The 20,302-nt window shown below is 68.6% G+C and carries 22 protein-coding genes; 6 read left to right on the plus strand and 16 right to left on the minus strand.

Translation table 11 applies throughout. The annotated features are described in order from the left end of the window. Positions 1-4: 4 nt before the first annotated feature. Together AC57B8_RS21180 and AC57B8_RS21185 are read right to left on the minus strand one after the other, a co-directional pair. The gene (locus AC57B8_RS21180) at positions 5-1,834 is read right to left on the minus strand and encodes an ABC transporter permease (protein WP_095948443.1); all 1,830 of its coding nucleotides are present in this window, start codon (positions 1,832-1,834) and stop codon (positions 5-7) included. Continuing rightward, positions 1,835-3,025 (minus strand): ABC transporter substrate-binding protein, encoded by a 1,191-nt coding sequence (locus AC57B8_RS21185; protein WP_496480690.1) that lies wholly within the window; start codon positions 3,023-3,025, stop codon positions 1,835-1,837. Positions 3,026-3,187: 162 nt separating this feature from the next. On the opposite strand from AC57B8_RS21185, the gene AC57B8_RS21190 reads away from it, so the two are divergent. Then, a complete protein-coding gene (locus AC57B8_RS21190; protein WP_496480691.1) occupies positions 3,188-3,829 on the plus strand; it encodes a GDSL-type esterase/lipase family protein in 642 nt (213 codons plus the stop codon). On the opposite strand, the gene AC57B8_RS21195 is transcribed toward AC57B8_RS21190, so the two are convergent. Next, complete coding sequence (locus tag AC57B8_RS21195) at positions 3,807-4,265, minus strand: hypothetical protein (RefSeq protein WP_496480692.1); 459 nt, start codon at positions 4,263-4,265, stop codon at positions 3,807-3,809. The two genes, AC57B8_RS21190 and AC57B8_RS21195, sit on opposite strands and share 23 nt — an antisense overlap. A 96-nt stretch (positions 4,266-4,361) precedes the next feature. On the opposite strand from AC57B8_RS21195, the gene AC57B8_RS21200 reads away from it, so the two are divergent. Continuing rightward, a complete protein-coding gene (locus AC57B8_RS21200; protein ID WP_496480693.1) occupies positions 4,362-4,739 on the plus strand; it encodes a MerR family transcriptional regulator in 378 nt (125 codons plus the stop codon). Here AC57B8_RS21200 and AC57B8_RS21205 read toward each other — a convergent pair. From AC57B8_RS21205 to AC57B8_RS21220, 4 genes are all read right to left on the minus strand, one after another. Then, positions 4,706-5,230 (minus strand): class IV adenylate cyclase, encoded by a 525-nt coding sequence (locus AC57B8_RS21205; protein ID WP_496480694.1) that lies wholly within the window; start codon positions 5,228-5,230, stop codon positions 4,706-4,708. The genes AC57B8_RS21200 and AC57B8_RS21205 overlap by 34 nt on opposite strands. 303 nt (positions 5,231-5,533) lie before the next feature. Continuing rightward, positions 5,534-5,893, minus strand: a complete 360-nt coding sequence (locus tag AC57B8_RS21210; RefSeq protein WP_496480695.1) for a hypothetical protein — start codon at positions 5,891-5,893, stop codon at positions 5,534-5,536. After that, positions 5,890-6,489 (minus strand): cob(I)yrinic acid a,c-diamide adenosyltransferase, encoded by a 600-nt coding sequence (locus AC57B8_RS21215; protein WP_062473752.1) that lies wholly within the window; start codon positions 6,487-6,489, stop codon positions 5,890-5,892. Before AC57B8_RS21215 ends, AC57B8_RS21210 begins: the two co-directional genes overlap by 4 nt. Positions 6,490-6,503: 14 nt before the next feature. Further along, a complete protein-coding gene (locus AC57B8_RS21220) occupies positions 6,504-7,004 on the minus strand; it encodes a DinB family protein (protein WP_496480696.1) in 501 nt (166 codons plus the stop codon). A 76-nt stretch (positions 7,005-7,080) separates the two neighbouring features. Between AC57B8_RS21220 and AC57B8_RS21225 the strand changes: the two genes are divergently transcribed. Then, positions 7,081-8,505, plus strand: a complete 1,425-nt coding sequence (locus tag AC57B8_RS21225) for an FAD-binding oxidoreductase (RefSeq protein ID WP_070061438.1) — start codon at positions 7,081-7,083, stop codon at positions 8,503-8,505. Between the two features lie 86 nt (positions 8,506-8,591). Here the strand turns inward: AC57B8_RS21225 and AC57B8_RS21230 are convergent, their stop codons facing one another. The 9 genes from AC57B8_RS21230 to AC57B8_RS21270 all read right to left on the minus strand — a co-directional run bounded on the left by AC57B8_RS21230 (position 8,592) and on the right by AC57B8_RS21270 (position 16,733). Further along, positions 8,592-9,491, minus strand: a complete 900-nt coding sequence (locus AC57B8_RS21230; protein ID WP_062473758.1) for a CsgG/HfaB family protein — start codon at positions 9,489-9,491, stop codon at positions 8,592-8,594. Positions 9,492-9,622: 131 nt separating this feature from the next. After that, positions 9,623-10,576, minus strand: coding sequence for a ParB/RepB/Spo0J family partition protein (locus tag AC57B8_RS21235; protein ID WP_070061440.1), 954 nt, complete (start codon positions 10,574-10,576; stop codon positions 9,623-9,625). Next, positions 10,576-11,121 (minus strand): RBBP9/YdeN family alpha/beta hydrolase, encoded by a 546-nt coding sequence (locus AC57B8_RS21240; protein ID WP_070061441.1) that lies wholly within the window; start codon positions 11,119-11,121, stop codon positions 10,576-10,578. Before AC57B8_RS21240 ends, AC57B8_RS21235 begins: the two co-directional genes overlap by 1 nt. Positions 11,122-11,169: 48 nt before the next feature. Beyond that, positions 11,170-12,090 (minus strand): ParA family protein, encoded by a 921-nt coding sequence (locus tag AC57B8_RS21245; RefSeq protein WP_062473764.1) that lies wholly within the window; start codon positions 12,088-12,090, stop codon positions 11,170-11,172. Positions 12,091-12,119: 29 nt separating this feature from the next. Next, entirely contained in the window at positions 12,120-12,734 is a 615-nt protein-coding gene (locus AC57B8_RS21250; protein ID WP_099794289.1) for a LysE family transporter, read from the minus strand. A gap of 114 nt (positions 12,735-12,848) precedes the next feature. Continuing rightward, on the minus strand, positions 12,849-13,493 hold the full coding sequence (gene rsmG, locus AC57B8_RS21255; RefSeq protein ID WP_496480697.1) for a 16S rRNA (guanine(527)-N(7))-methyltransferase RsmG: 645 nt from the start codon (positions 13,491-13,493) through the stop codon (positions 12,849-12,851). Continuing rightward, the gene (gene mnmG, locus AC57B8_RS21260; RefSeq protein ID WP_307582509.1) at positions 13,490-15,466 is read right to left on the minus strand and encodes a tRNA uridine-5-carboxymethylaminomethyl(34) synthesis enzyme MnmG; all 1,977 of its coding nucleotides are present in this window, start codon (positions 15,464-15,466) and stop codon (positions 13,490-13,492) included. Before mnmG ends, rsmG begins: the two co-directional genes overlap by 4 nt. Positions 15,467-15,663: 197 nt before the next feature. Then, complete coding sequence (locus AC57B8_RS21265) at positions 15,664-16,551, minus strand: transglutaminase-like domain-containing protein (RefSeq protein WP_496480698.1); 888 nt, start codon at positions 16,549-16,551, stop codon at positions 15,664-15,666. Then, positions 16,548-16,733, minus strand: a complete 186-nt coding sequence (locus AC57B8_RS21270) for a DUF1328 family protein (protein ID WP_013538518.1) — start codon at positions 16,731-16,733, stop codon at positions 16,548-16,550. The genes AC57B8_RS21265 and AC57B8_RS21270 overlap by 4 nt, the downstream gene beginning before the upstream one ends. Positions 16,734-16,923: 190 nt before the next feature. Here AC57B8_RS21270 and gstA point away from each other — a divergent pair, with 190 nt between their 5' ends. The 3 genes from gstA (at position 16,924) to AC57B8_RS21285 (ending at position 20,285) form a co-directional block, all read left to right on the plus strand. Next, the gene (gene gstA, locus AC57B8_RS21275; RefSeq protein WP_447739793.1) at positions 16,924-17,532 is read left to right on the plus strand and encodes a glutathione transferase GstA; all 609 of its coding nucleotides are present in this window, start codon (positions 16,924-16,926) and stop codon (positions 17,530-17,532) included. Between the two features lie 141 nt (positions 17,533-17,673). Beyond that, entirely contained in the window at positions 17,674-18,471 is a 798-nt protein-coding gene (locus AC57B8_RS21280) for an enoyl-CoA hydratase/isomerase family protein (RefSeq protein WP_185993749.1), read from the plus strand. Further along, a complete protein-coding gene (locus AC57B8_RS21285; RefSeq protein ID WP_496480699.1) occupies positions 18,468-20,285 on the plus strand; it encodes an acyclic terpene utilization AtuA family protein in 1,818 nt (605 codons plus the stop codon). The genes AC57B8_RS21280 and AC57B8_RS21285 overlap by 4 nt, the downstream gene beginning before the upstream one ends. Positions 20,286-20,302: the final 17 nt, after the last annotated feature.

Here is a 20,302-nt window from a genome sequence, read left to right on the forward strand (position 1 = left end):
TCTTTCAGACGGTGCCGAGCAGGCCTTGGGGACGGAAGCGGATCAACAGAAGCAGTGCCACGCCGTAGATCAACATCCGGTACTCGGCCGTCACGCGGAACAGCTCGGGCAGGCTCACGAGCGCGACCGCGCCCAGCAATGCGCCGCTGATGTTCCCGAGCCCGCCGAGGATCACCATCGTGAGCGCGAGGATCGAGATCTGCGAGCCGAAGGTCTCGTGGTTGATGTACGAGTACATGTGCGCGGTGAAGGCGCCGCTCACGCCCGCTGCGAAGCCGCCGAAGCCGAAGGCCAGCGCCTTGTAGCGGTCGGGGCTCACGCCGTAGGCGCGCGCGGCCACCTCGTCTTCGCGCACCGCGCGGAAGGTGCGGCCCAGGTGCGAGCGCAGCAGGCGCCACTGCAGCAGGGCCAGCAGCACCAGTGCGCCGAACGAGGCCCAGTAGATCGCCTCGTTCGACGACGCATCGCGCCCGAACAGCGACAGCGGCGGAATGCCCGACACGCCGATGGGCCCGCGCGTGAGGCTTTCCCAGTTGAGGATGGTGAGCGCCACGATCTCGCCGATGCCGAGCGTGGCGATCGACACGTAGTGCCCGCGCAGACGGAAGGCCGGGAAGATCAGCGCCGTGCCGATCAGCGAGGTGAGCACGCCCGCGACCACGATGCCCGTGCCCACGGGCAGGTGCAGGTCGAGCACCAGCAGCGACGAGGCGTACGCGCCGATGGCCAGCAGCCCCGCGTGGCCCAGCGAGATCTGGCCGATGGTGCCGGCCACCAGCGTGAGGCTCAGTGCGAGCGCACCGTAGAGCCACGCGTTGGTGAGCGTCTGCAGCACATAGGGCGACGGATCGAACAGCGGCAACAGCACGGCCGCGGCGAACAGCGCGAGCAACACGCGCGGCGGCACGCGCCACGGCTTGCTCGGTGCGATGAAGGTGCCGGTGAGCGGCTCGGGCGGCAGCACACGCTTGCGGCCGAACAAGCCATTGGGCTTCCACACCAGAATGACCAGCAGCAACGCAAAGGCAAAGAGGTTGCGGTACGGCGTGCCGAGAATCGCCACGCCGTAGCTTTCGATGAGACCCAGCAGCAGGCTGCCGACGATGGCGCCCGGCACGTTGCCCACGCCGCCGACCACCGTGGCCACCACGCCCTTGAGCGTGGCCTGGAAGCTCATCGCCGGGCTGATGTTGTTGTAGTACATGCCCACCAGCAGGCCCGAGAGTCCGCCCAGTGCGGCCGCGATGGCGAACACGGTCTGGTTCACGCGGTTCACGTCCACGCCCATCTGCTGCGCGGCGTCGCGGTCCTGCGCGGTGGCGCGCACGGCCCAGCCCAGCTTCGTGAAACGCAGGAAGCCGAACAGCACGGCCGCGCTCGCGATGCCGATGCCCGCGATCAAGAGGTCGAGCGCGCCGATGGTGCCGGTGCCGATCTGCAGGCGCCAGTCGGGCAGCTGCGTGGGCAGCGCGCGCGGGTCGGGGCTGAACACCAGCTGCACGAGGATGTCGAGCACGAAGCTGATGCCGATGGTGGCCAGCAGCGGCGCGATGCGCGCGGCGCCTTGCAATGGCCGCAGTCCCACGCGCTCGATGAGCATGCCCAGCGCGCCCGAGCCGAGCACCACCAGCGCGATGGTGATGGGTAGCGGCGTGTGCAGATACGTGATGCTGGCCCAGCCGATGTACGCGCCCACGGTGTAGACCGAGCCGTGCGCGAAGTTGATGAGGTGCGAGACACCGAAGATCAGCGCGAGCCCGACCGCCAGCAACGCATAGATGTTGCCGATGATCAGGCCGTTGACCGTGTGGTCGAAGAAGGAGGTGAAGCTCATCTACTTGGCCGATGCCAGCGCCGCCGCCTTCTCGTCAATCTGCGCCCACTTGCCGTCCTTCACCACCAGGTTGACGCTCTTCACGCCGATCACGCGGCGCGTCTGCGCATCGAAGCTGGCCTTGCCGAAGATGACGCTGGGCACGTCCTTGATCTTGTAGAACGCGTCGCGCACGGCCTTGCGGTCGGCCTTGGGGCCGGCTTCGCGCAGCGCGGCGGCCGCGTACACCACGGCGTCGTAGGCATAGGCGTTGAAGGCGTCGGGCTCCTTGCTGTACTTGGCGCGGAAGCTCTTCACGAAGGCCTGCACTTCGGTGCGCGGCTCCTCGGGGAAGAAGGCGGTGTTGGTGTGGATGCCGTTCACGGCCGCGCCGCCGAGCTCGATGAACTTGGGCGAGTAGACCGAGCCCACCGCGGCGATCGGCTGCTTCAGGCCCACGCTGCGCACCTGGCCCGCGATGAGCGCGCCGTCGGGGTAGTAAGAGATGAGAACCACGCCGTCGGGGTTGGCGTCGCGCACGCGCACCAGGGTCGAGCGGAAGTCTTTCTCGTCGGGCTGGTAGCCCTCGGCAATGGCGAGCTGCGCGCCGCGCTCCTGCGCGGCCTTCACGAGCACGTCCTTGCTGGTGCGGCCCCAGTCGGTGTTCAGGAAGAGCACGGCGATGCGCTTGAAGCCCAGCGTCTTCACGGCCAGGTCGGCCAGCAGCGGCTGCGCATCGGCCTGGCTGATCGAGGGGCTCCAGATGTAGTCGCCGCCCTTGGTGAAGTCGGGGTGCGAGTTGGTGAAGCCCAGCTGCACGAGGCCCGCGCGCTGGTAGATGGGCGAGGCGGCCATCGAGGCGGGGCTGGAGAAGTCGCCCAGCTCGATGAGCACGCGCTTGTCGTTCACGAGCTTCTGCGCAATGGCGACCGACTGGCGCGGGTCGCTCTGGCTGTCCTCGAAGTTGTAGGCCAGCGGACGGCCATGGATGCCGCCCTGCGCGTTGATGTGCTCCAGCGCGAGGTCGAAGCCGGCCTTCCACTGCGCGCCGTACTGCGCGTTCTGTCCGGTGAGCGGACCGCTCACGCCGAACCACACGGGCTCGCCGCTGGCGGGTGCGGCCCAGGCCGCGAGCGGCGCGGCCAGCAAGGCGGCGGACAGTGCGACCGCATGGCGCAGGAAACGATGGCGGGTGAACAGCGGCGGCAGCATGGCGTCGGACCTCGGTGGCAGTGAAGGGATGTGCAGGGCCGCGATTCTTCGCCGCTGTCCCGGCGCCGGGAAGGAACGAAAACGGAGAGGCTTATGCGCTTTCCGAGCAAGCGAAGGGGCAAGCGCCAACGGCCGCGCGGCCTCGTTTAAGCTGCGCGCCACATGAAGCGACGCCACCTCCTCCAGATGCTCGCCGGCGTGCCGGCCACCGCCCTGCTGCTCGCCGCGTGCGGCAAACGAAAGGCCTCAGCCAATGCGTTGAAGCCCGATGCCCGCGTGCTGGCGCTGGGCGACAGCCTGACCTTCGGCTACGGCGCGTCGCCCGACACGGCGTGGCCCGCGAAGCTGGGCGAGCTCACGGGCTGGCAGGTCGAGAACGCGGGCGTCAACGGCGACACCTCGGCGGGTGCGCTGGAACGCCTGCCCGCGCTGCTGTCCGCCGGCAGCTACGACGCGATCCTGATCGGCATCGGCGGCAACGACATGCTGCGCGGCGTGTCGCCCGCCAGCACGCGCGAGAACCTCGCGGCACTCATCGAGCAGGCGCGTGCGCACACGCCGCATGTGGCGGTGCTGGCCACGCCGGCGCCCGATGCGATGCGCGCGGTGGTCGGCTCGCTCAGCGATGCGCCGTTCTACGAAGAGGTCGCGAAGTCGGGGCAGGCGTTGCTGGTCGCCGGTGTGTATTCGGGCGTGCTGTCGGATGCGGCCCTGCGCTCGGACCGCATCCATGCGAACGCTAAAGGCTACGCCAAGGTGGCGGAGCAATTGGCCGAGCAGCTCAAGGCTGCGGGCTGGCGCTGAGGTTTGTTGCGCTGTTGGAGCGCATCGGTACGCCTGCTGTGGCACTGCGCACCGGCAGGCTCTCGAGCACGCCGAACAGCAACTCCATCGCGGTGAAGCCGAGGATGATCAGGCTGGCGCCCTGCGTCACGGCGTAGATTTGCCAGGTGGCGAACAGGAAGCGCGCCACGGCGTCGTAGCGGCCATAGCGCAGGCGCGGATCGCGGATGCGCAGCACGGCCCAGACGGTGACCACCGAGCCGAGCAGGTTGGCCATCAGCATGTGCACGGGGTCGAAGGCCGGAAAGCTGCCTGGCAGCTGCAGCGTCTGGATGGTCCACAGCAGCAGGGTGTGCACGGCGGCGAAGGTCCATGGCGTGGCGAAGCCGATGGTCACCACGAGGTCGTACCAGGCGCTGGCGTGGACGATGCGTTGGTAGGTGGGAAGCGCGATCATGAAGAAGAGCCCTGCAGGGAGTGAAGAAGCCCCGGAAGCTAAAGCCTCGGGTACGCTCCAGGGTCAAGCTCATTCTTCGGCGAAGGAACCACGACCATGCAGATCGGCCAGCTGGCTTCGGCGACGGGCTTGAGCCGCGACACGCTGCGCTTCTACGAAGAGCGCGGCCTGATCCGCGCGCAGCGTGGCAGCAACGGCTACCGGGTCTATGCGAAGGAAACCGTGCAGATGGTGGGCTACATCCGCACTGCGCAAAAGCTCGGCTTCAGCCTCCACGAGATCGGTGACAACCTGCCCGCGGTGTGGGAGTCGGCCGCGCCCGACGAGGCGATTGCGGCGCTGCTGGCCGACAAGGTCGCGGTCATCGACCAGAAGATCGCCGAGCTGAATGCGCTGCGGCAAGACCTGCTGGCGCGCGTGCCCGCGGGCTGTCCGATGGCTCAGGCGGCCTGCGCGCGCAACAGGTCGACGTAGGCGCCCTGCACCAGCTGGTCTTCAGCGACGCCGAGCCGGGCCATGAGCGCATGGGCTTCGGCCACGCCGGCGTCGGCGGGCTCGCCGTCTTGCAGCACCACTTCGAGTTCGAGGAATTCACCGAGGCCTTCGACGCGGTCGAGGTGCACGCGCGTGCGGCCCACGAGGAACAGGCGGCGCTGCTTGCGCACGCGGCCGGCCTGGCCCCAGGCGAGCGTGAGCGATTCGCGCAGCGCGTCGGGCGTGGCGGTGGGCGTGATCAGGTAGAACGATTCCTTCGGGCCGGTGCTGTCGGCGCGACGGTAGAAGATGAGTTCGGCGCGGTCGGGCGCGAAGGTGCGTAGCTTGAGGCGGTCGGCGCTGTGCTCGCAGCGGAAGAAGGTGTCGTCCTGGGCGATCTCGATGGGGCCCTGGTCGGTGAGCGTTGCGACGATTTCTGCGATGCGGTCCACGCTGTCGATGCGGGCCTTGATCTCTATGTTTCTTGCCATGTCTGTGGGCTTTCCTTTCGGTGGGTTCGGGGCGCGTGCACAGGCCACCGGGTACTTCCCTCCGCGAATGTCCCCCGGGCTTCGCCCTCCTCCTTGATTTCGCTGCGGGAAGCACCCAGTGTCCTGCGCACGATGGGCGCGGTCGTCGTGCGGCCGATCAACGACCGCACCGCCCAACGCTCACGCCGATGCGGTGCCTTGCGCAGCGAAATCAAGGAGGAGGCCGCAGGCCGGGAGACATTCGCGGAGCAAGGTACCGCGTCGGCGGGAGCGTCGCCCTGAACGAACAGCAGCAGCAGTGAATCAGGGCGCGTTGCCCTGCGGCCCCACAGGCGGCGGTGCCGCGCGGCCACTCGAGCCCGGTGCCAGCTTGCGTCCGAAGGACTCGCCCACGTTGCGCACGGGCCGGCTGGCTTTTTCCGACACGTTGCTCACGCCGCGCCGCGTGGCGGCATCGGCGCGGTTGACGCCGCGGCCGGCGGCGTTGGTGCCGCGTTGCACGCTGCCCACGACCTTGCCGCTGCGCGAGGGCGACTTGATCGTGTGGGCGCGTTCGGCCTGGGGCGGGGGGTTGTCGGCGCTCTGCGCCTGCGCGGTGACGGGCAGGCAGAGCGCGGCGGCGATGGCGGCGAGCGATGCGGTGGTGATGTGAAGCTTCTTCATGGCGTCGTCCCCTGGGAGTGGTCTTCGGATTCGGCGGCGGCCGCGCGGGCCATGCGTTCGCTCTTCCAGTACACGTCGTCGCCGCCGTTCATGCGGTTGAGCACGCGTGCGAGCACGAAGAGCAGGTCGCTGAGCCGGTTGAGGTACTGGCGCGGCGCGTCGTTGAGTTCGGTGGTGGCGCCCAGCGACACCACGGCGCGCTCGGCACGCCGCGCCACGGTGCGGCACACATGCGCCAGCGAGGCGGCGCGCGTGCCGGCGGGCAGGATGAATTCGGCCAGGCGCGGCAAGGCGGCGTTGTGGTCGGCCAGGGCGTTGTCGATCTGCAGCAGCGCCTCGGGCTTGAGCAGCGTGAAACCCGGCATCGAGAGTTCGCCGCCGAGGTTGAAGAGCTGGTGCTGCACATCGACCAGCAGCTCGCGCACGGGCTCTGGCAGCGGCTCGCACAGCAGCACGCCGATGTGCGAGTTGAGTTCGTCCACGTCGCCCATCGCGTGCACGCGCAGGTGGTCCTTGGGCACGCGGGTGTTGTCGCCCAGGCCGGTGGTGCCGTCGTCGCCGGTGCGGGTGGCGATCTGGGAAAGTCGGTTGCCCATGGGCGCTCCTCGGTTCAGGTCGAAAGGCCGGCGGCGTCGATCTTGCCGGCCAGCCACTGCAGTCCGGCCAGATGCTGATGGTCGTGGCTGCACAGGTAATGGATGAGGCTGCGCATCGTGAGCGGGCCGTAGCCCTCGAACACGGCCGTGCGCGCCAGCTGCGCGTCGCTCAGCTGCGAGATGATTTCCATCGTCTGCACGCGCGCCTGGCGGAACTCGGCGAGCACCGCTGCAGGGTCGGCCGCGCCGTAATGGCGCTCGATGGCCAGCGGCTCGCTGTCGATCGATGCGAGCGTCGGATGGGTTTCGGCGAGCGTGCGGCGAAGGCGCACGTGGTAGCCCTCGATCTCGATGTCGCGCACATGGCACAGCTGCTCGATGGCAGTGAAGGCTTCGCTGGGCACGCCCTCCCACGACGGCGGCGCCCAATGCCGAAAGGCTTTGGGAATGGCCGCGTAGTGGGCTTCGAGCTGCGAGGGAAAGGCCGCGAGGGCTGCAAGGGTCGTGGGGTTCATGTCTTTTACCGAAGCGCATTATGGTGCGCGCTCCGTAAAATGACCGATCCCCCTCAGCCCCTCCAGGAGACGCCCGATGAACGCCCCGACTTCCACCTCGCACCTGATGCCGGCGCTTCATCTGCGCGATGTCCCCGCAGCCCTGATCGACGGGCTGAAGGCGCGCTTCGGCGACAACTGTTCCACGGCGATGGCGGTGCGCACGCAGCACGGGCGCGACGAGTCGTCGTTCGACGCGCCGCCGCCCGCGGCCGTGGTGTTCGCCGAAAGCACGCAAGATGTTGCCGATGCCGTGAAGCTCGCCAGCGAACACAGCGTGCCGGTCATCCCCTTCGGCGTCGGCTCTTCGCTCGAAGGCCATCTGCTCGCGGTGCAAGGCGGCATCAGCATCGACGTGTCGCGCATGAACCAGGTGCTGTCGATCAACGCCGACGACCTCACGGTGACGGTGCAGCCGGGCGTCACGCGCAAGCAACTCAACGAAGAGATCAAGAGCACGGGCCTGTTCTTCCCCATCGACCCGGGCGCCGACGCCTCCATCGGCGGCATGACGGCCACGCGCGCCAGCGGCACGAACGCGGTGCGCTACGGCACGATGCGCGAGAACGTGCTGGCGCTCGAAGTGGTCACGGCCAGCGGCGACATCATCCGCACCGGCACGCGCGCGAAGAAGTCGTCGGCCGGCTACGACCTCACGCGCCTCATGGTGGGCAGCGAAGGCACGCTGGGCGTGGTCACCGAGGTCACGCTGCGCATCTACCCGCTGCCCGAGGCGGTGTCGGCGGCGATCTGCTCGTTCCCGAGCATCGAGGCCGCGGTGCGCACCACCATCGAGACGATCCAGCTGGGCGTGCCGATCGCGCGCGTGGAGCTCATCGACGTGAACACGGTGCGCATGGTGAACGCCTACGCCAAGCTCAACCTGCGCGAAGAGCCGATGCTGCTGATGGAATTCCACGGCTCGCCCGCCGGCGTGAAGGAGCAGGCCGAGACGGTGCAGGAACTCGCGAGCGGCCACGGCGGCAACGCCTTCGAATGGGCCAGCACGCCGGAAGAACGCACGCGCCTGTGGACCGCGCGGCACAACAGCTACTTCGCGGCCGTGCAGTCGCGTCCGGGCTGCCGCGTGATCTCCACCGACACCTGCGTGCCGATCTCGCGCCTGGCCGACTGCCTGCTCGACTCGGTGGCCGAAGCCGATGCCAGCGGCATCCCCTACTTCCTCGTCGGCCACGTGGGCGACGGCAACTTCCACTTCGGCTATCTGCTCGATCCGAACATCCCCGAAGAGCGCGTGAAGGCCGAGGAGCTGAACCACGCGCTGGTGAGCCGCGCGCTGGCCCTCGAAGGCACCTGCACCGGCGAGCACGGCGTGGGCCTGCACAAGATGGACTTCCTGGTGACCGAAGCCGGCGTGGGCGCGATCGACATGATGCGCACGATCAAGCGCGCGCTCGATCCGAAGAACATCATGAACCCGGGCAAGATCTTCAGCCTCTGATCTCTCTCGGTCGCAGTCAGTAAAAAAGCCCGGCGGCTCGCAAGAGCGCCGGGCTTTTTCGTGGCCCGAAGGCCCGCGTCCTGTTCTTACCTGCGGCGACGTGCCGGTGCCGGCTCCGGCGGTACGTAGGTCTGCGAAGGCGCGGCGCCACCGTCGACGCCCAAGCGGCCACCGCCACCCAGGCCCTGGCCGCGCACGGTCTGTGCCTTGTAGTTGCGCAGCGAACGGACCATCTGGTTGAACGCGTCCATGAAGGCTGCGGCAATCACCTTGCCCTGCGCCGTGTTGGTGTAGCCGCCAAGGCCACCGGCGCCGCTGCGACCGGCCAGGCCACCGAAGGCGCCGAAGTCGGTCTTGGAGGCGCTGCCCTCGGCTGCCGCGACCTGCACGCCCGAGCGGTTGTCGATGAGCGTCAGCAAGGCGCTGGCTTCCTTGGTCTGCAGGCTGCCGCCGACGGCTGCGATGGCACGGCCACGGCCGCCCCCCACGAGGCCGCCGAGCGCGCCGCCGATGCCGCCGGCATCGCTGTTGCTGAACACGATCTCGGGCGACAGGCCGTAGTCGGAGGCCACCATCTGGCCGCGGCCGAAGTTGCTGCCGCCGCGCATCTCGCCCGACTGCTGCAGCGCGCGTTCACGCGTCATCGCGTTCATGCCGGCTGCACCGCGCTCGACCACCACGAAGCAGTTCGACTGCTGCACCAGCAAACGCAACAGATTTGCAGTAGGCGGCAGGCGGTACTCGCCCGTGAGGATGGTGTACCAGCCGGCGTTGACGTTCTCGACCAGCGACACGGTCCCGAGCGGCGATTCGCAGCGCTCGAGCTGGCTGCTCTCGCCCGAGGTGGCACCGCCGGCGGCGCTGCCCGTGGCCATGGTCTTGGCCGACTGGCTGCCCATCTGCATGTCGGTGGTGGCGCAGCCCGTGAGCAGCAGTGCGCCGACGGCGACTGCGGCGAGCGGGAACTTGGTGGCGAAGAACGGCATGGTCGACTCCCTCGTTTCGATGGTGGTGGTCTTGCAGGGCTGAAAGAAAAACCGCGATCGAGGATACGCGCAAAGGATTGCAGGAATCAATCAAACGAACGCAGGGGTCCGTCTTCGCAACGCAAGCCGAACTAGGCCGTTCGGCGGATGCGCTCGATGAGTCCGTTGAGCGCCTCGATGGAGCCGAAGTGGATCGCCAGCTCGCCGCTCTCGCCGCGCTTCGTGCGCTTCTTGATGCGCACCTCGACCTCGGCCGTCAGCAGGTCGGCCAGCTCTTCTTCCACGCGCTGCAGGTCGCGCGATTTCTCGCCGGCATTGCCGCGCCGCGAGGGTGTGAGCGTGAACTCGGCCGCGAGCTTCTTCACCAGCGCCTCGGCCTCGCGCACCGACATCTTCTTGGCGGCGATCTGGTTGGCGGCGGTGATCTGCGTGCCGCGGTCGAGCGACAGCAGCGCGCGTGCGTGGCCCATGTCGATGTCGCCGGCCATCAGCATCAGCTGCGCGGGCTCGGCGAGGTTCAGCAGGCGCAGCAGGTTGCTGGCAGCGCTGCGTGAACGGCCGACGGCCTGGGCCGCCATTTCGTGAGTGAGCCCAAACTCGGTCACCAGGCGTTGCAGGCCTTGGGCCTCTTCCAGCGGGTTGAGGTCTTCGCGCTGGATGTTCTCGATGAGCGACATGGCCGCCGCGGCCTCGTTGGGCACGTCGCGCACCAGCACCGGCACGGTGTCCAGGCCCGCAAGCCGGGCGGCCCGGAAGCGCCGCTCACCGGCGATGATTTCGTACTCGGCGTTCTTGGCCGCGGCCGATTCGGCATCGAGCCGGCGCACCAGGATCGGCTGCATGATGCCCTGCACCTTGATGCTCTCGGCCAGCTCGTACAGCGCGCCCTCGTCCATGCGGGTGCGCGGCTGGTAGACGCCGGCCACCATCTGGTCGAGCTTCAGGGTGTTGGGGTTCTGCGGGACGCCGCCCTCTTCCGTGGCGCGGTCGCCGCCATTGCCGAGCGGATCGGCGGAGGGTGCGGCCGTCGGGCCGAGCAGCGCTTCGAGGCCGCGGCCCAGGCCCTTGGGTTTCTTGGTCGCCATCAGTGCGTGTCTTTCGAGAGGTCGTTCAGGAGTTTCCGGCCTTCGGGCCAGTCGCCCAGGCCGGATTCGGCGTTCAGGTGGCCGCCGGTGCCGGCATCGATGAAGCGTGCGCCCCAGTCGCGGGCCAGCTGCTTCGAGCGCGAGGCTTCGCAGTACGGGTCGTCGTTGGCGGCGATCAGCACGGCCGGGAACGGCAGCGGCTGGCGCACGATGGGTGCCCAGCCGGGAATCAGTTGGCGCAGGTCGTCGCGCTCCAGGTCGCCGGGGGCCACCAGCAGCGCGCCGCGCACTTTGTGCGTGTTACGCGAATGTGCGGCCCAGGCGGCGGTGAGGATGCAGCCGAGGCTGTGGGCGGCCAGCACCACTTGGCCCGGCGCGGCCAGCACTTCTTCTTCGAGGCGGATCGACCAGTCGCCGCGCAGCGGGCGCATCCATTCGTGCTGGTCGACGCGGCGGTCGCCGTAGACCGACTCCCAGCGGGTCTGCCAATGGCCGGGGCCGCTGTTCTGCCATCCGGGCAGCAGCAGGATGCGGGGTTCACTCATGGCTGGTTGCTACGAACTTGATAGCGCCTGCGCCCGGTCGGGCGAGCATCAGACGGGGTTTTGATCGGTATCGGCGACGGAAGCAGAAGGCGCGGCGGCCAGCACATCGTCGGGAATCGGCAGGTCGGGCACCACGCGCGGCGGGGGCGTGACCGGCGGTGCCACCGCGCCCGAGGCGAAGGCGCTCGCGGGCGGCATCTTGGCGACCAGCTCTTCGGCGAAGGCGATGAAGGCCTGGCTGCCGCGGGCGGACGGGTCGAACACCACGCCCGGCAGGCCGTAGCTCGGCGCTTCGGCCAGGCGCACATTGCGCGGGATCACGGTATCGAACACCTTGTCGCCGAAGTGGGACTTGAGCTGCTCGCTCACCTGCTGCTGCAGCGTGATGCGCGGATCGAACATCACGCGCAGCAGGCCGATGATCTGCAGGTTCTTGTTGAGGTTGGCGTGCACCTGCTTGATGGTGTTGACCAGGTCCGTGAGCCCTTCGAGCGCAAAGTACTCGCACTGCATCGGCACGATCACGCCGTGGGCCGCGCACAGGCCGTTGAGCGTCAGCAGGCTCAGGCTCGGCGGGCAGTCGATCAGCACGAAGTCGTACTCGGCACCGACCGCGGCCAGCGCGGTGCGCAGGCGTTTTTCGCGGCGGTCGAGCGCCACCATTTCGACTTCGGCGCCGGCCAGCTCACGGTTGGCGCCCAGCACGTCGTAGCTGGCTTCGGCCTCGACAAGCTTGTCGGACTTCACCCGCGCCTCGGCCACCGAGGCCGACTCGAGCAGCACGTCGTACACCGTGAGCTCCAGCTGGCGCTTGTCGATGCCCGAACCCATGGTGGCGTTGCCCTGGGGGTCGAGGTCGATCATCAGCACGCGCTGGCCCACCTTGGCCAGGCCGGCGGCGAGATTGACGGTGGTGGTGGTCTTGCCGACGCCGCCCTTCTGGTTGGCGATGCAGAAAATCTTGGCCATGTGTCGTCAGTGCGGGTCGTCGGGGTCGGTCAGCGCGAGATCGCGAGCTTGATGCCGAAGGCAATCAGGAAGGTGCCGGCCAGCTTTTCGAGCGTGGCCGAGATGCGGGGATTGGCGCGAATGCGCTCGGCCAGGAAGTGCGTGAGCAGCGTCGAGGTCAGGCCGTACAGGAAGGTCAGCGCGGCGATGGTCACGGCCATGGCGCCGAAAGTGATGAGGCCCTGGTGGCGCGCCGGATCGACGAACAGCGGGAAGAAGGCCATGTAGAACACGATCGCCTTGGGGTTCAGCAAGGTGATCGTCAGCGCCTGGCGCAGGAAATGGCTCGGGCGGATGTTCAAAATCGGCGCCGCGCCGGGCTTGGCCAGGAGCATCTTGAGGCCGAGCCACGCCAGGTAGGCGGCGCCCAGCCACTGCACCGCCTTGAAGGCGGCCGGGTAAGCAGCCAGCACGGCCGACACGCCCGCCACTGCTGCCCACATCAGGACCTGGTCTCCCAGGATCACGCCGAATGTCGCTGCCAGGCCGCCGCGAATGCCGCCTTTGCTGGTCGAGGTGATCAGCGCCAGATTGCCGGGACCGGGAATCAGAAGGAACAGGACGATGGCGGCGACGAATGCGCCGTAGTCAGCGATGCCGAACATGGGATTTGCCTCGAAAAAGAGAGCCAGGGGGAGGCTTCGAGTCTAAGGCAGGCCAGCGCCGGGAAGATTGCTCCGGCACCGGCTTTTGCCGGCGCCGTCGCATCTTTTACGAAATCAGGCGGCCTCTTTGCGTGCCCAGACGATGCAGCGCTCGGCGTCCAGGCCCGGCACCGTCAGTTGTTCCACGTGAAACACTGCGACGCCCGCCGGCAAGACGGCCAGCTCGTCGGTCGGCACCTTGCCCTTCATGGCCAGCCAGACGCCGCCCGGTGCCAGCAGGTGCACCGAGCCGTTGAAGAAGTCGGGCAGCGACGCGAAGGCGCGCGAGCTGATCACCTCGTAGCTGCCGGCCAACGATTCGACCCGCGCATGCAGGCCGCGCAGGTTCGGCAGCTCCAGTTCGGCCGCCACCTGTTGCACGAAGGCCGCCTTCTTGGCGACCGCATCGAGGCAGCTGACCTCGATGTCGGGCCGCATGATGGCGATCACCACGCCCGGCAGACCGCCACCGGAGCCGACGTCGAGCAGCCTGCCCTTCCCTGCCCACTCGCGCTGCAGCGGTGCGACGGCCGCGAGGCTGTCGAGCAGGTGGTGCGTCATGACGCCGGCCGGATCGCGCACGGCCGTCAGGTTGTAGACCTTGTTCCACTTGAGCATCAGCGTGCCGTAGGCCAGCAGCTGTTCGCCCTGCGTGTCGGACAGGGCCACGTCCAGGGCGGCTGCGCCTGCGCGCAGCGTGTCGAGGGGCGTCGCGCTCATGGTGCGGTGTGCGGCTCGGTGGCAGCAGCTTCGGTGGTCGTGGCGGTATCGGCGGCGTCGCGGGCGAAGGCCTTGTGCCCGCCCTTGCGCAGGTGAATCATCAGCAGCGAGATCGCGGCGGGCGTGACGCCCGAGATGCGCGATGCCAGCCCCAGCGTCTCGGGCCGGTGCTTGTCCAGCTTCTGGCGCACCTCGAAGCTCAGCGCCTTGACTTGGCCGTAGTCGAAATCGGCCGGCAGCTTCAGGTTCTCGAAGTGGGCGGCGCGCTCCACTTCGTCGTGCTGGCGCTCGATGTAGCCGGAGTACTTGGCCGAGATCTCGATCTGCTCGATCTCGGAAGCGCTCAGCGCCGACGACGGACCGTACTTGCCACCGTCCAGCGACATCAGGGTTTCGTAGTTCACGTCGGGCCGGCGCAGCAGGTCGGCCAAGTTGTATTCGTGCTCGATGGCCTTGCCCAGCACCCGGGCCGACTCGGTCGCCGGCAGGTTGCGCGGGTTCACCCAGATCGACTTGAGCCGCTCTGTTTCACGTGAAACAGCGTCGCGCTTGCGGCTGAAAGCGTCCCAGCGCGCGTCGTCCACGAGGCCCAGCTTGCGCCCTGCTTCGGTCAGGCGCATGTCGGCGTTGTCCTCGCGCAGCTGCAGCCGGAACTCGGCGCGGCTGGTGAACATGCGGTACGGCTCGGTCACGCCCTTGGTGATCAGGTCGTCGACCAGCACGCCGAGGTAGGCCTCGTCGCGGCGCGGCAGCCAGGCGTCTTCGCCCCGGCACTGCAACGCGGCGTTGATGCCGGCGAACAGGCCTTGGGCCGCCGCCTCTTCGTAGCCGGTGGTGCCGTTGATCTGGCCGGCAAAGAACAGGCCGCGGATCGCGCGGGTCTCGAAGCTGCTCTTGAGTTCGCGCGGATCGAAGTAGTCGTACTCGATGGCGTAGCCCGGGCGCAGGATGTGGGCGTTTTCCAGGCCCGGCATCGAGCGCACCAGCTGGTACTGGATGTCGAACGGCAGGCTGGTCGAGATTCCGTTCGGGTAGTACTCGTTGGTCGTCAGGCCTTCGGGCTCCAGAAAGATCTGGTGGCTGTCCTTGTCGGCAAAGCGGTTGATCTTGTCTTCGACGCTCGGGCAGTAGCGCGGACCGACGCCGTCGATCTTGCCGGTGAACATCGGGCTGCGGTCGAAGCCCGAGCGGATGATGTCGTGCGTGCGCTGGTTGGTGTGCGTCACCCAGCACGGCATCTGCTGCGGGTGCATCTCGACCTTGCCCATGAAGCTGAACACGGGCATCGGCCCTGCCCCGCCGGGCATGCCGTCGCCGGGTTGTTCGGTGCACTTCGAGAAGTCGATGCTGCGGCCGTCCAGGCGCGGCGGCGTGCCGGTCTTGAGGCGGCCCTGCGGCAGCTTCAGTTCCTTCAGGCGCGCCGACAGGCTGATCGCCGGCGGGTCGCCCGCGCGGCCGGCCTGGTAGTTGTCGAGGCCGACGTGGATGCGGCCGTCGAGGAACGTGCCCGCGGTCAGCACCACGGTGCGTGCGCGGAAAGAAATGCCCACCTGCGTGACGGCGCCGACCACGCGATCGCCTTCGATCATCAGGTCGTCGACGGCTTGCTGGAACAGGCTCAGGTTCGGCTGGTTTTCCAGGCGGTGGCGGATCGCGGCCTTGTACAGCACGCGGTCGGCCTGCGCCCGCGTGGCGCGCACGGCCGGGCCCTTGCTCGAATTGAGGATGCGGAACTGGATGCCCGCCTCGTCGGTGGCAATGGCCATCGCGCCGCCGAGCGCGTCGACCTCCTTCACGAGGTGGCCCTTGCCGATGCCGCCGATCGACGGGTTGCAGCTCATCTGCCCCAGCGTCTCGATGTTGTGGGAGAGCAGCAGCGTCTTGGCGCCCATGCGTGCGGAAGCGAGCGCGGCTTCGGTGCCGGCATGGCCACCGCCGACGACGATCACATCGAATTCTTCGGGGTACAGCATTGGAAAAAGGGGGCGCACCACAGACGCGTGCGCGGCGCAAAAAAGGGCACTAATTTTAAGCGGCGATGCCCTGCCGCAACCCCTGTGTGGACAAGCTAGGGAGCCGCGCCAAAATCGGCCCGGAGCCTTGTCGGCATTGCGCAGGTTGCTATATATTTAATAGCAAACAACCCGCGCCGGGCGGTCGCTTGGGAGGGTCAGAGCACCGGTTCGGGCTTCTCGATGCCCCGCAGCTCGCCGCTGGGCGCCGGCGTGCGCGGCGCAATGGCCCGCTCGTCCTGCAATTCGCGCACGGCGAGCTTCTTGTCGGTCATGCGCACCGCGCCGAAGATCGTGGAGAAGGCCACGTCCTTTGCGTCGCGCCCCGTGCCCACGCGCACCAGCCGATCGACGGGCGCCATGCGTGTCGGATCGAACAGCACCCACTGCCCGCCGAGCCAGGCTTCGAACACGGCATGGAAGTCCTGCGGCGGCTCGTCGAACCACACATAGCCCACCACCAGCCGCGCCGGAATGTTGAGCGCGCGGCAGAAGGTGATGCCCAGGTGCGCGAAGTCGCGGCACACGCCGGCGCGCTGCACGAACACTTCGCGCGCCGTGGTGGTCGAGTCGCTGCTGCCCGGCACGTAGACGATGCTGTCGTGGATCCAGTCGGCAATCGCCTGCACGCGGCCGATGCCCGGCGGCAGGTCGCCGAAGAGCTGCTGCGCGCAGCGCGCCAGCAGGTCCGACTCGCAATAGCGCGTGGGCAGCAGGTCGCCCAGCACCGCGTCGGGCAGCTGGCTCACCGGCACCTCGGGCAAGGTGGCCGGCACATGCACCACCGGGCGCCGCACCGTCGCGCGGTAGGCGATGGTCAGCGGGCCGGGCGCCGCGTCGAAGCGCACGAAGCGGTTGCCGCTGTCGGGCTCGCAGCCCACCCGCAGCCGCGCGGGCGGCGCGATGGTGAGCGTCTCGGCCAGCACCGCCTGCGCACCCGTGCGCGCGGCCTCGATGTTCAGCCGCAGGTGCGCCGGGGCGTCCACCTCGTAGTCCAGGCGCAGGTCGACGTGCGACAGGTGCATGGCATGGGGCAAGGCGGTCAATCGAGCGCCTTCTTCACCGCGCCCACGCCAAGTGCGGCCAGCACCACGAACAGCACCGCCAGCACGAGGAACAGGCCGAACAGCAGCTTGGCGATGCCCGCCGCGCCGGCCGCCACGCCGCCAAAGCCCAGCAGACCCGCCACGAGCGAGATGACCGCAAAAATGATCGCGTACTTGAGCATGGTGAACCACTCCTTGGTTGCTTTGCAGCGGGCATGTGCCGCCGTGTCCGGACTGTAGGAAGCCCCGACCAGCCACCCGATAGTCGGCGCGCGCAAGCCGCCGTAGGACAAAAACGCGATGCAGCCAAACCCGCTAGCATCCCCTGCGGTCACACAGATCTTTTCCTTCTATCCATTGGAGTTTTTTCGAATGAAGCTGTACTACTCGCCCGGCGCCTGCTCGCTCTCCCCCCACATCGCGCTGCACGAAGCGGGCATCGCCTTCGAGCCCGTGCTGGCCAGCACCAAGAGCCACAAGCTGCAGGACGGCACCGACTACTACGGCATCAACCCGCTGGGCTACGTGCCGATGCTCGAGCTCGACGACGGCACCCGCCTGCGCGAAGGCCCGGCGATCGTGCAATACATCGCCGACCTCGCCCCCACCAAGAACCTCGCGCCCGCCAACGGCACCATGCCGCGCTACCGCCTGCAGGAATGGCTGACCTTCATCGGCACCGAGATGCACAAGGGCTTCAGCCCGCTGTTCAACCCGGCCATGCCCGAGGAAGCCAAGACCATCTCCAAGGACAAGCTCAAGGCCCGCTTCCAGTGGCTCGACGGCGAACTCGCCGCCAAGCAGTACCTGATGGGCGAGCATTTCAGCGTGGCCGACGGCTACCTGTTCACCGTCACCAACTGGACCAAGCCCACCGGCGTGGACATCTCGGACTTCCCCAACGTGCTGGCCTGGCACGCCCGCGTGGCCGCCCGCCCCGCCGTTCAGGAAGCGATGAAGGCCGAAGGCCTGCTGAAGTAAGCCAAAGCGCGCAGAACGCGACGCCAGCGACGGTCCGGGCCACCCTAGGGAAAACCCGGATCGCCGCAGCCACAAGCCGCATGCCGCGGCTTTTTTTTCGGGCGACGCTACGGCATCCGTCACCAGGAAGCCGAGCCGCCCATGTCCGAATCCCCTCCCCCTTCTTCCCCGTCCCCCGTCGAGCTGCGCGAAGAGATGCGCGGGCCCGTCATGTGGCTCACCATCGATCGCCAGGAACGCCGCAACGCCATCAACGCGGCCGTGCTCGAGGGCCTGTCCGATGCACTGGCACGCGCCAACCGCGACACCGCCGTGCGCGCCGTGGTCCTCACGGGCGCCGGCACGCGCGCCTTCTGCGCCGGCGCCGACCTGCAAAGCGGCACCTCGTTCAAGTTCGACTACGCCGCGCCCTATCAGGGCATCGCCAACCTCTTTCGCCAGGCGCGGCAATCGACCGTGCCGCTGATCGCGCGCGTCAACGGCGCCTGCATGGCGGGCGGCATGGGCCTCATGGCGATGTGCGACCTGGCCGTGGCCAGCCGCCAGGCCGTGTTCGGCCTGCCCGAAGTGAAGGTCGGCGTGTTTCCCGCGCAGGTGCTCAGCGTGCTCGGCGGCCTGCTGCCGCGCCGCGTGCTGGCCGAGATGTGCATCACCGGCGAACCGATCGACGCCGCGCAGGCGCTCGAGCTGAAGCTAATCAACCGCGTGAGCGACGACGTCGACGAGAGCGTCGACTGGCTGCTGGGTCGCTTGCTCGACAAGTCGCCCGCCGCCATCCGCCGCGGCCTGTACACGATGAAGAAGATCGAGGCCATGGCCTTCGAGGAATCGATGGCCTTCACCGAAAGCCAGATCGGCCTGTTCGCGCTGACCGAAGACGCGGCCGAAGGCCAGCTCGCCTTCCGCGAGAAGCGCAAGCCGCAATGGAGTGGACGATGAACAGCAGCAACAGCAATCGCGTCGTGCGCATCGGCGGCGCCTCCGGCTTCTGGGGCGACAGCAGCGTGGGCGCGCCGCAGCTCGTGGCCAGCGGGCAGATCGACTACCTCGTGTTCGACTACCTCGCCGAGCTCACCATGTCGATCCTCGCGGGCGCACGGCTCAAGAAGCCCGAGCTGGGCTACGCGACCGACTTCGTCTCCGTCGCGATGAAGGCCGTGCTGAAAGACGTCGTGAAACAGGGCATCCGCGTCGTGAGCAATGCGGGCGGCGTCAACCCGCAAGGCTGCGCCGATGCGCTCGCCGCACTGGCCGCCGAGCAAGGCATCACGCTGAAGATCGCCGTGGTCAGCGGCGACGACGTGTCGCCGCTGCTGCCCGAACTGCGCGCCTCGCAACCGCCCGTGCGCGAACTGCAGAGCGGCGCGCCGCTGCCCGAGCGCGTGCTCAGCGCCAACGCCTACCTCGGCGCGCGCCCGGTCCAGGCCGCGCTCGACGCGGGCGCGCAGGTCGTCATCACCGGCCGCTGCGTCGACTCGGCCGTCACGCTCGGCGTGCTCATGCACGAATTCCAATGGCAGCCCGGCGACCACGACCTGCTTGCCGCGGGCAGCCTCGCGGGCCACATCATCGAGTGCGGCTGCCAGGCCACCGGCGGCCTGCACACCGACTGGGACACCGTGCCCGACTGGCCGAACATCGGCTACCCCATCGTCGAATGCAGCGCCGACGGCAGCTTCATCGTCACCAAGCCCGCGGGCACCGGCGGCAAGCTCACGCCCGCCGTGGTCGGCGAGCAGATGCTCTACGAAATCGGCGACCCCGCCGCCTACCTGCTGCCCGACGTGGTGGCCGACTTCACGCAGGTGCGCATCGAACAGGCGGGCGAACACCGCGTGCGCGTGCACGGCGCGCGCGGCCGCGCACCCACCGGCAGCTACAAGGTCTGCGCCACGTATGTCGACGGCTTCAAGACCGCGGCGCAGCTCACGATCGTCGGCTTCGACGCGGTGGCCAAGGCGCGGCGCACCGGCGAGGCGATCCTCGCGCGCACCGGCGCCCTCTTCGCGCAGCAAGGCCTCGGGCCCTACAGCGGCACGCAGCTCGAAGTGCTCGGCGCCGAGTCCTGCTACGGCCCGCACGCGCAGACGCAGGCGCAGCAGATCCGCGAGGCCGTGCTGCGGCTCGCCGTGACGCATCCGCGCAAGGACGCGCTGGAGCTGTTCGCGCGCGAGGTCGCGCCGGCCGGCACCTCATGGGCGCCCGGCACCACGGGCGCGGGCGGCGGGCGCGCCTCGGTGTCGCCGTCGATCCGGCAGTACGCGTTCCTGCTCGACAAGGCGCGCGTAAGCCCGCAGGTGCGCGTCGATGGGCGGGCCGTCGATGTGCCAGCGACGCTCGCCACCAGCGGCGACCCGCCCGCCGTGCGCACCAACGATGCACTGCCTCTTGCCACGCCCGGCGACGAGGCCATCGAGGTCCCGCTGATCCGCCTCGCGTGGGCCCGCAGCGGCGACAAGGGAGACACCTCGAACATCGGCGTCATCGCGCGTCATCCCGAACTGCTGCCGCTGCTGCGCGCGCAACTCACCGAGGCGCGCGTGGCCGCATGGCTCGCGCACCTGGTGCAGGGCCACGTCACGCGCCACGAGGTGCCCGGCATCCACGCCTTCAACTTCGTCTGCGAGCAGGCGCTGGGCGGCGGCGGCATGGCCTCGCTGCGCAACGACCCGCTCGGCAAGGGCATGGGGCAAATCCTGCTGGCGCTGCCCGTGCGCGTGAACCCGGCGCTGCTGGCGCGGCTGCTTCCTTAGCACCAATCGGGACAACC

Source organism: Variovorax sp. BGA-UO-ETr-C22 (assembly GCF_059567965.1).

Bases quoted from the DNA above. Each gene is read 5' to 3' on its own strand.
- AC57B8_RS21205 (WP_496480694.1), bottom strand. From the start codon at position 5,230: ATGGCAAGAAACATAGAGATCAAGGCCCGCATCGACAGCGTGGACCGC.
- AC57B8_RS21215 (WP_062473752.1), bottom strand. From the start codon at position 6,489: ATGGGCAACCGACTTTCCCAGATCGCCACCCGCACCGGCGACGACGGC.
- AC57B8_RS21185 (WP_496480690.1), bottom strand. From the start codon at position 3,025: ATGCTGCCGCCGCTGTTCACCCGCCATCGTTTCCTGCGCCATGCGGTC.
- AC57B8_RS21245 (WP_062473764.1), bottom strand. From the start codon at position 12,090: ATGGCCAAGATTTTCTGCATCGCCAACCAGAAGGGCGGCGTCGGCAAG.
- rsmG (WP_496480697.1), bottom strand. From the start codon at position 13,493: ATGAGCGCGACGCCCCTCGACACGCTGCGCGCAGGCGCAGCCGCCCTG.
- AC57B8_RS21230 (WP_062473758.1), bottom strand. From the start codon at position 9,491: ATGCCGTTCTTCGCCACCAAGTTCCCGCTCGCCGCAGTCGCCGTCGGC.
- AC57B8_RS21250 (WP_099794289.1), bottom strand. From the start codon at position 12,734: ATGTTCGGCATCGCTGACTACGGCGCATTCGTCGCCGCCATCGTCCTG.
- AC57B8_RS21280 (WP_185993749.1), top strand. From the start codon at position 17,674: ATGTCCGAATCCCCTCCCCCTTCTTCCCCGTCCCCCGTCGAGCTGCGC.
- AC57B8_RS21220 (WP_496480696.1), bottom strand. From the start codon at position 7,004: ATGAACCCCACGACCCTTGCAGCCCTCGCGGCCTTTCCCTCGCAGCTC.
- AC57B8_RS21195 (WP_496480692.1), bottom strand. From the start codon at position 4,265: ATGATCGCGCTTCCCACCTACCAACGCATCGTCCACGCCAGCGCCTGG.
- AC57B8_RS21270 (WP_013538518.1), bottom strand. From the start codon at position 16,733: ATGCTCAAGTACGCGATCATTTTTGCGGTCATCTCGCTCGTGGCGGGT.
- AC57B8_RS21180 (WP_095948443.1), bottom strand. From the start codon at position 1,834: ATGAGCTTCACCTCCTTCTTCGACCACACGGTCAACGGCCTGATCATC.
- mnmG (WP_307582509.1), bottom strand. From the start codon at position 15,466: ATGCTGTACCCCGAAGAATTCGATGTGATCGTCGTCGGCGGTGGCCAT.
- AC57B8_RS21240 (WP_070061441.1), bottom strand. From the start codon at position 11,121: ATGAGTGAACCCCGCATCCTGCTGCTGCCCGGATGGCAGAACAGCGGC.
- AC57B8_RS21210 (WP_496480695.1), bottom strand. From the start codon at position 5,893: ATGAAGAAGCTTCACATCACCACCGCATCGCTCGCCGCCATCGCCGCC.
- AC57B8_RS21285 (WP_496480699.1), top strand. From the start codon at position 18,468: ATGAACAGCAGCAACAGCAATCGCGTCGTGCGCATCGGCGGCGCCTCC.
- AC57B8_RS21225 (WP_070061438.1), top strand. From the start codon at position 7,081: ATGAACGCCCCGACTTCCACCTCGCACCTGATGCCGGCGCTTCATCTG.
- AC57B8_RS21190 (WP_496480691.1), top strand. From the start codon at position 3,188: ATGAAGCGACGCCACCTCCTCCAGATGCTCGCCGGCGTGCCGGCCACC.
- gstA (WP_447739793.1), top strand. From the start codon at position 16,924: ATGAAGCTGTACTACTCGCCCGGCGCCTGCTCGCTCTCCCCCCACATC.
- AC57B8_RS21235 (WP_070061440.1), bottom strand. From the start codon at position 10,576: ATGGCGACCAAGAAACCCAAGGGCCTGGGCCGCGGCCTCGAAGCGCTG.
- AC57B8_RS21200 (WP_496480693.1), top strand. From the start codon at position 4,362: ATGCAGATCGGCCAGCTGGCTTCGGCGACGGGCTTGAGCCGCGACACG.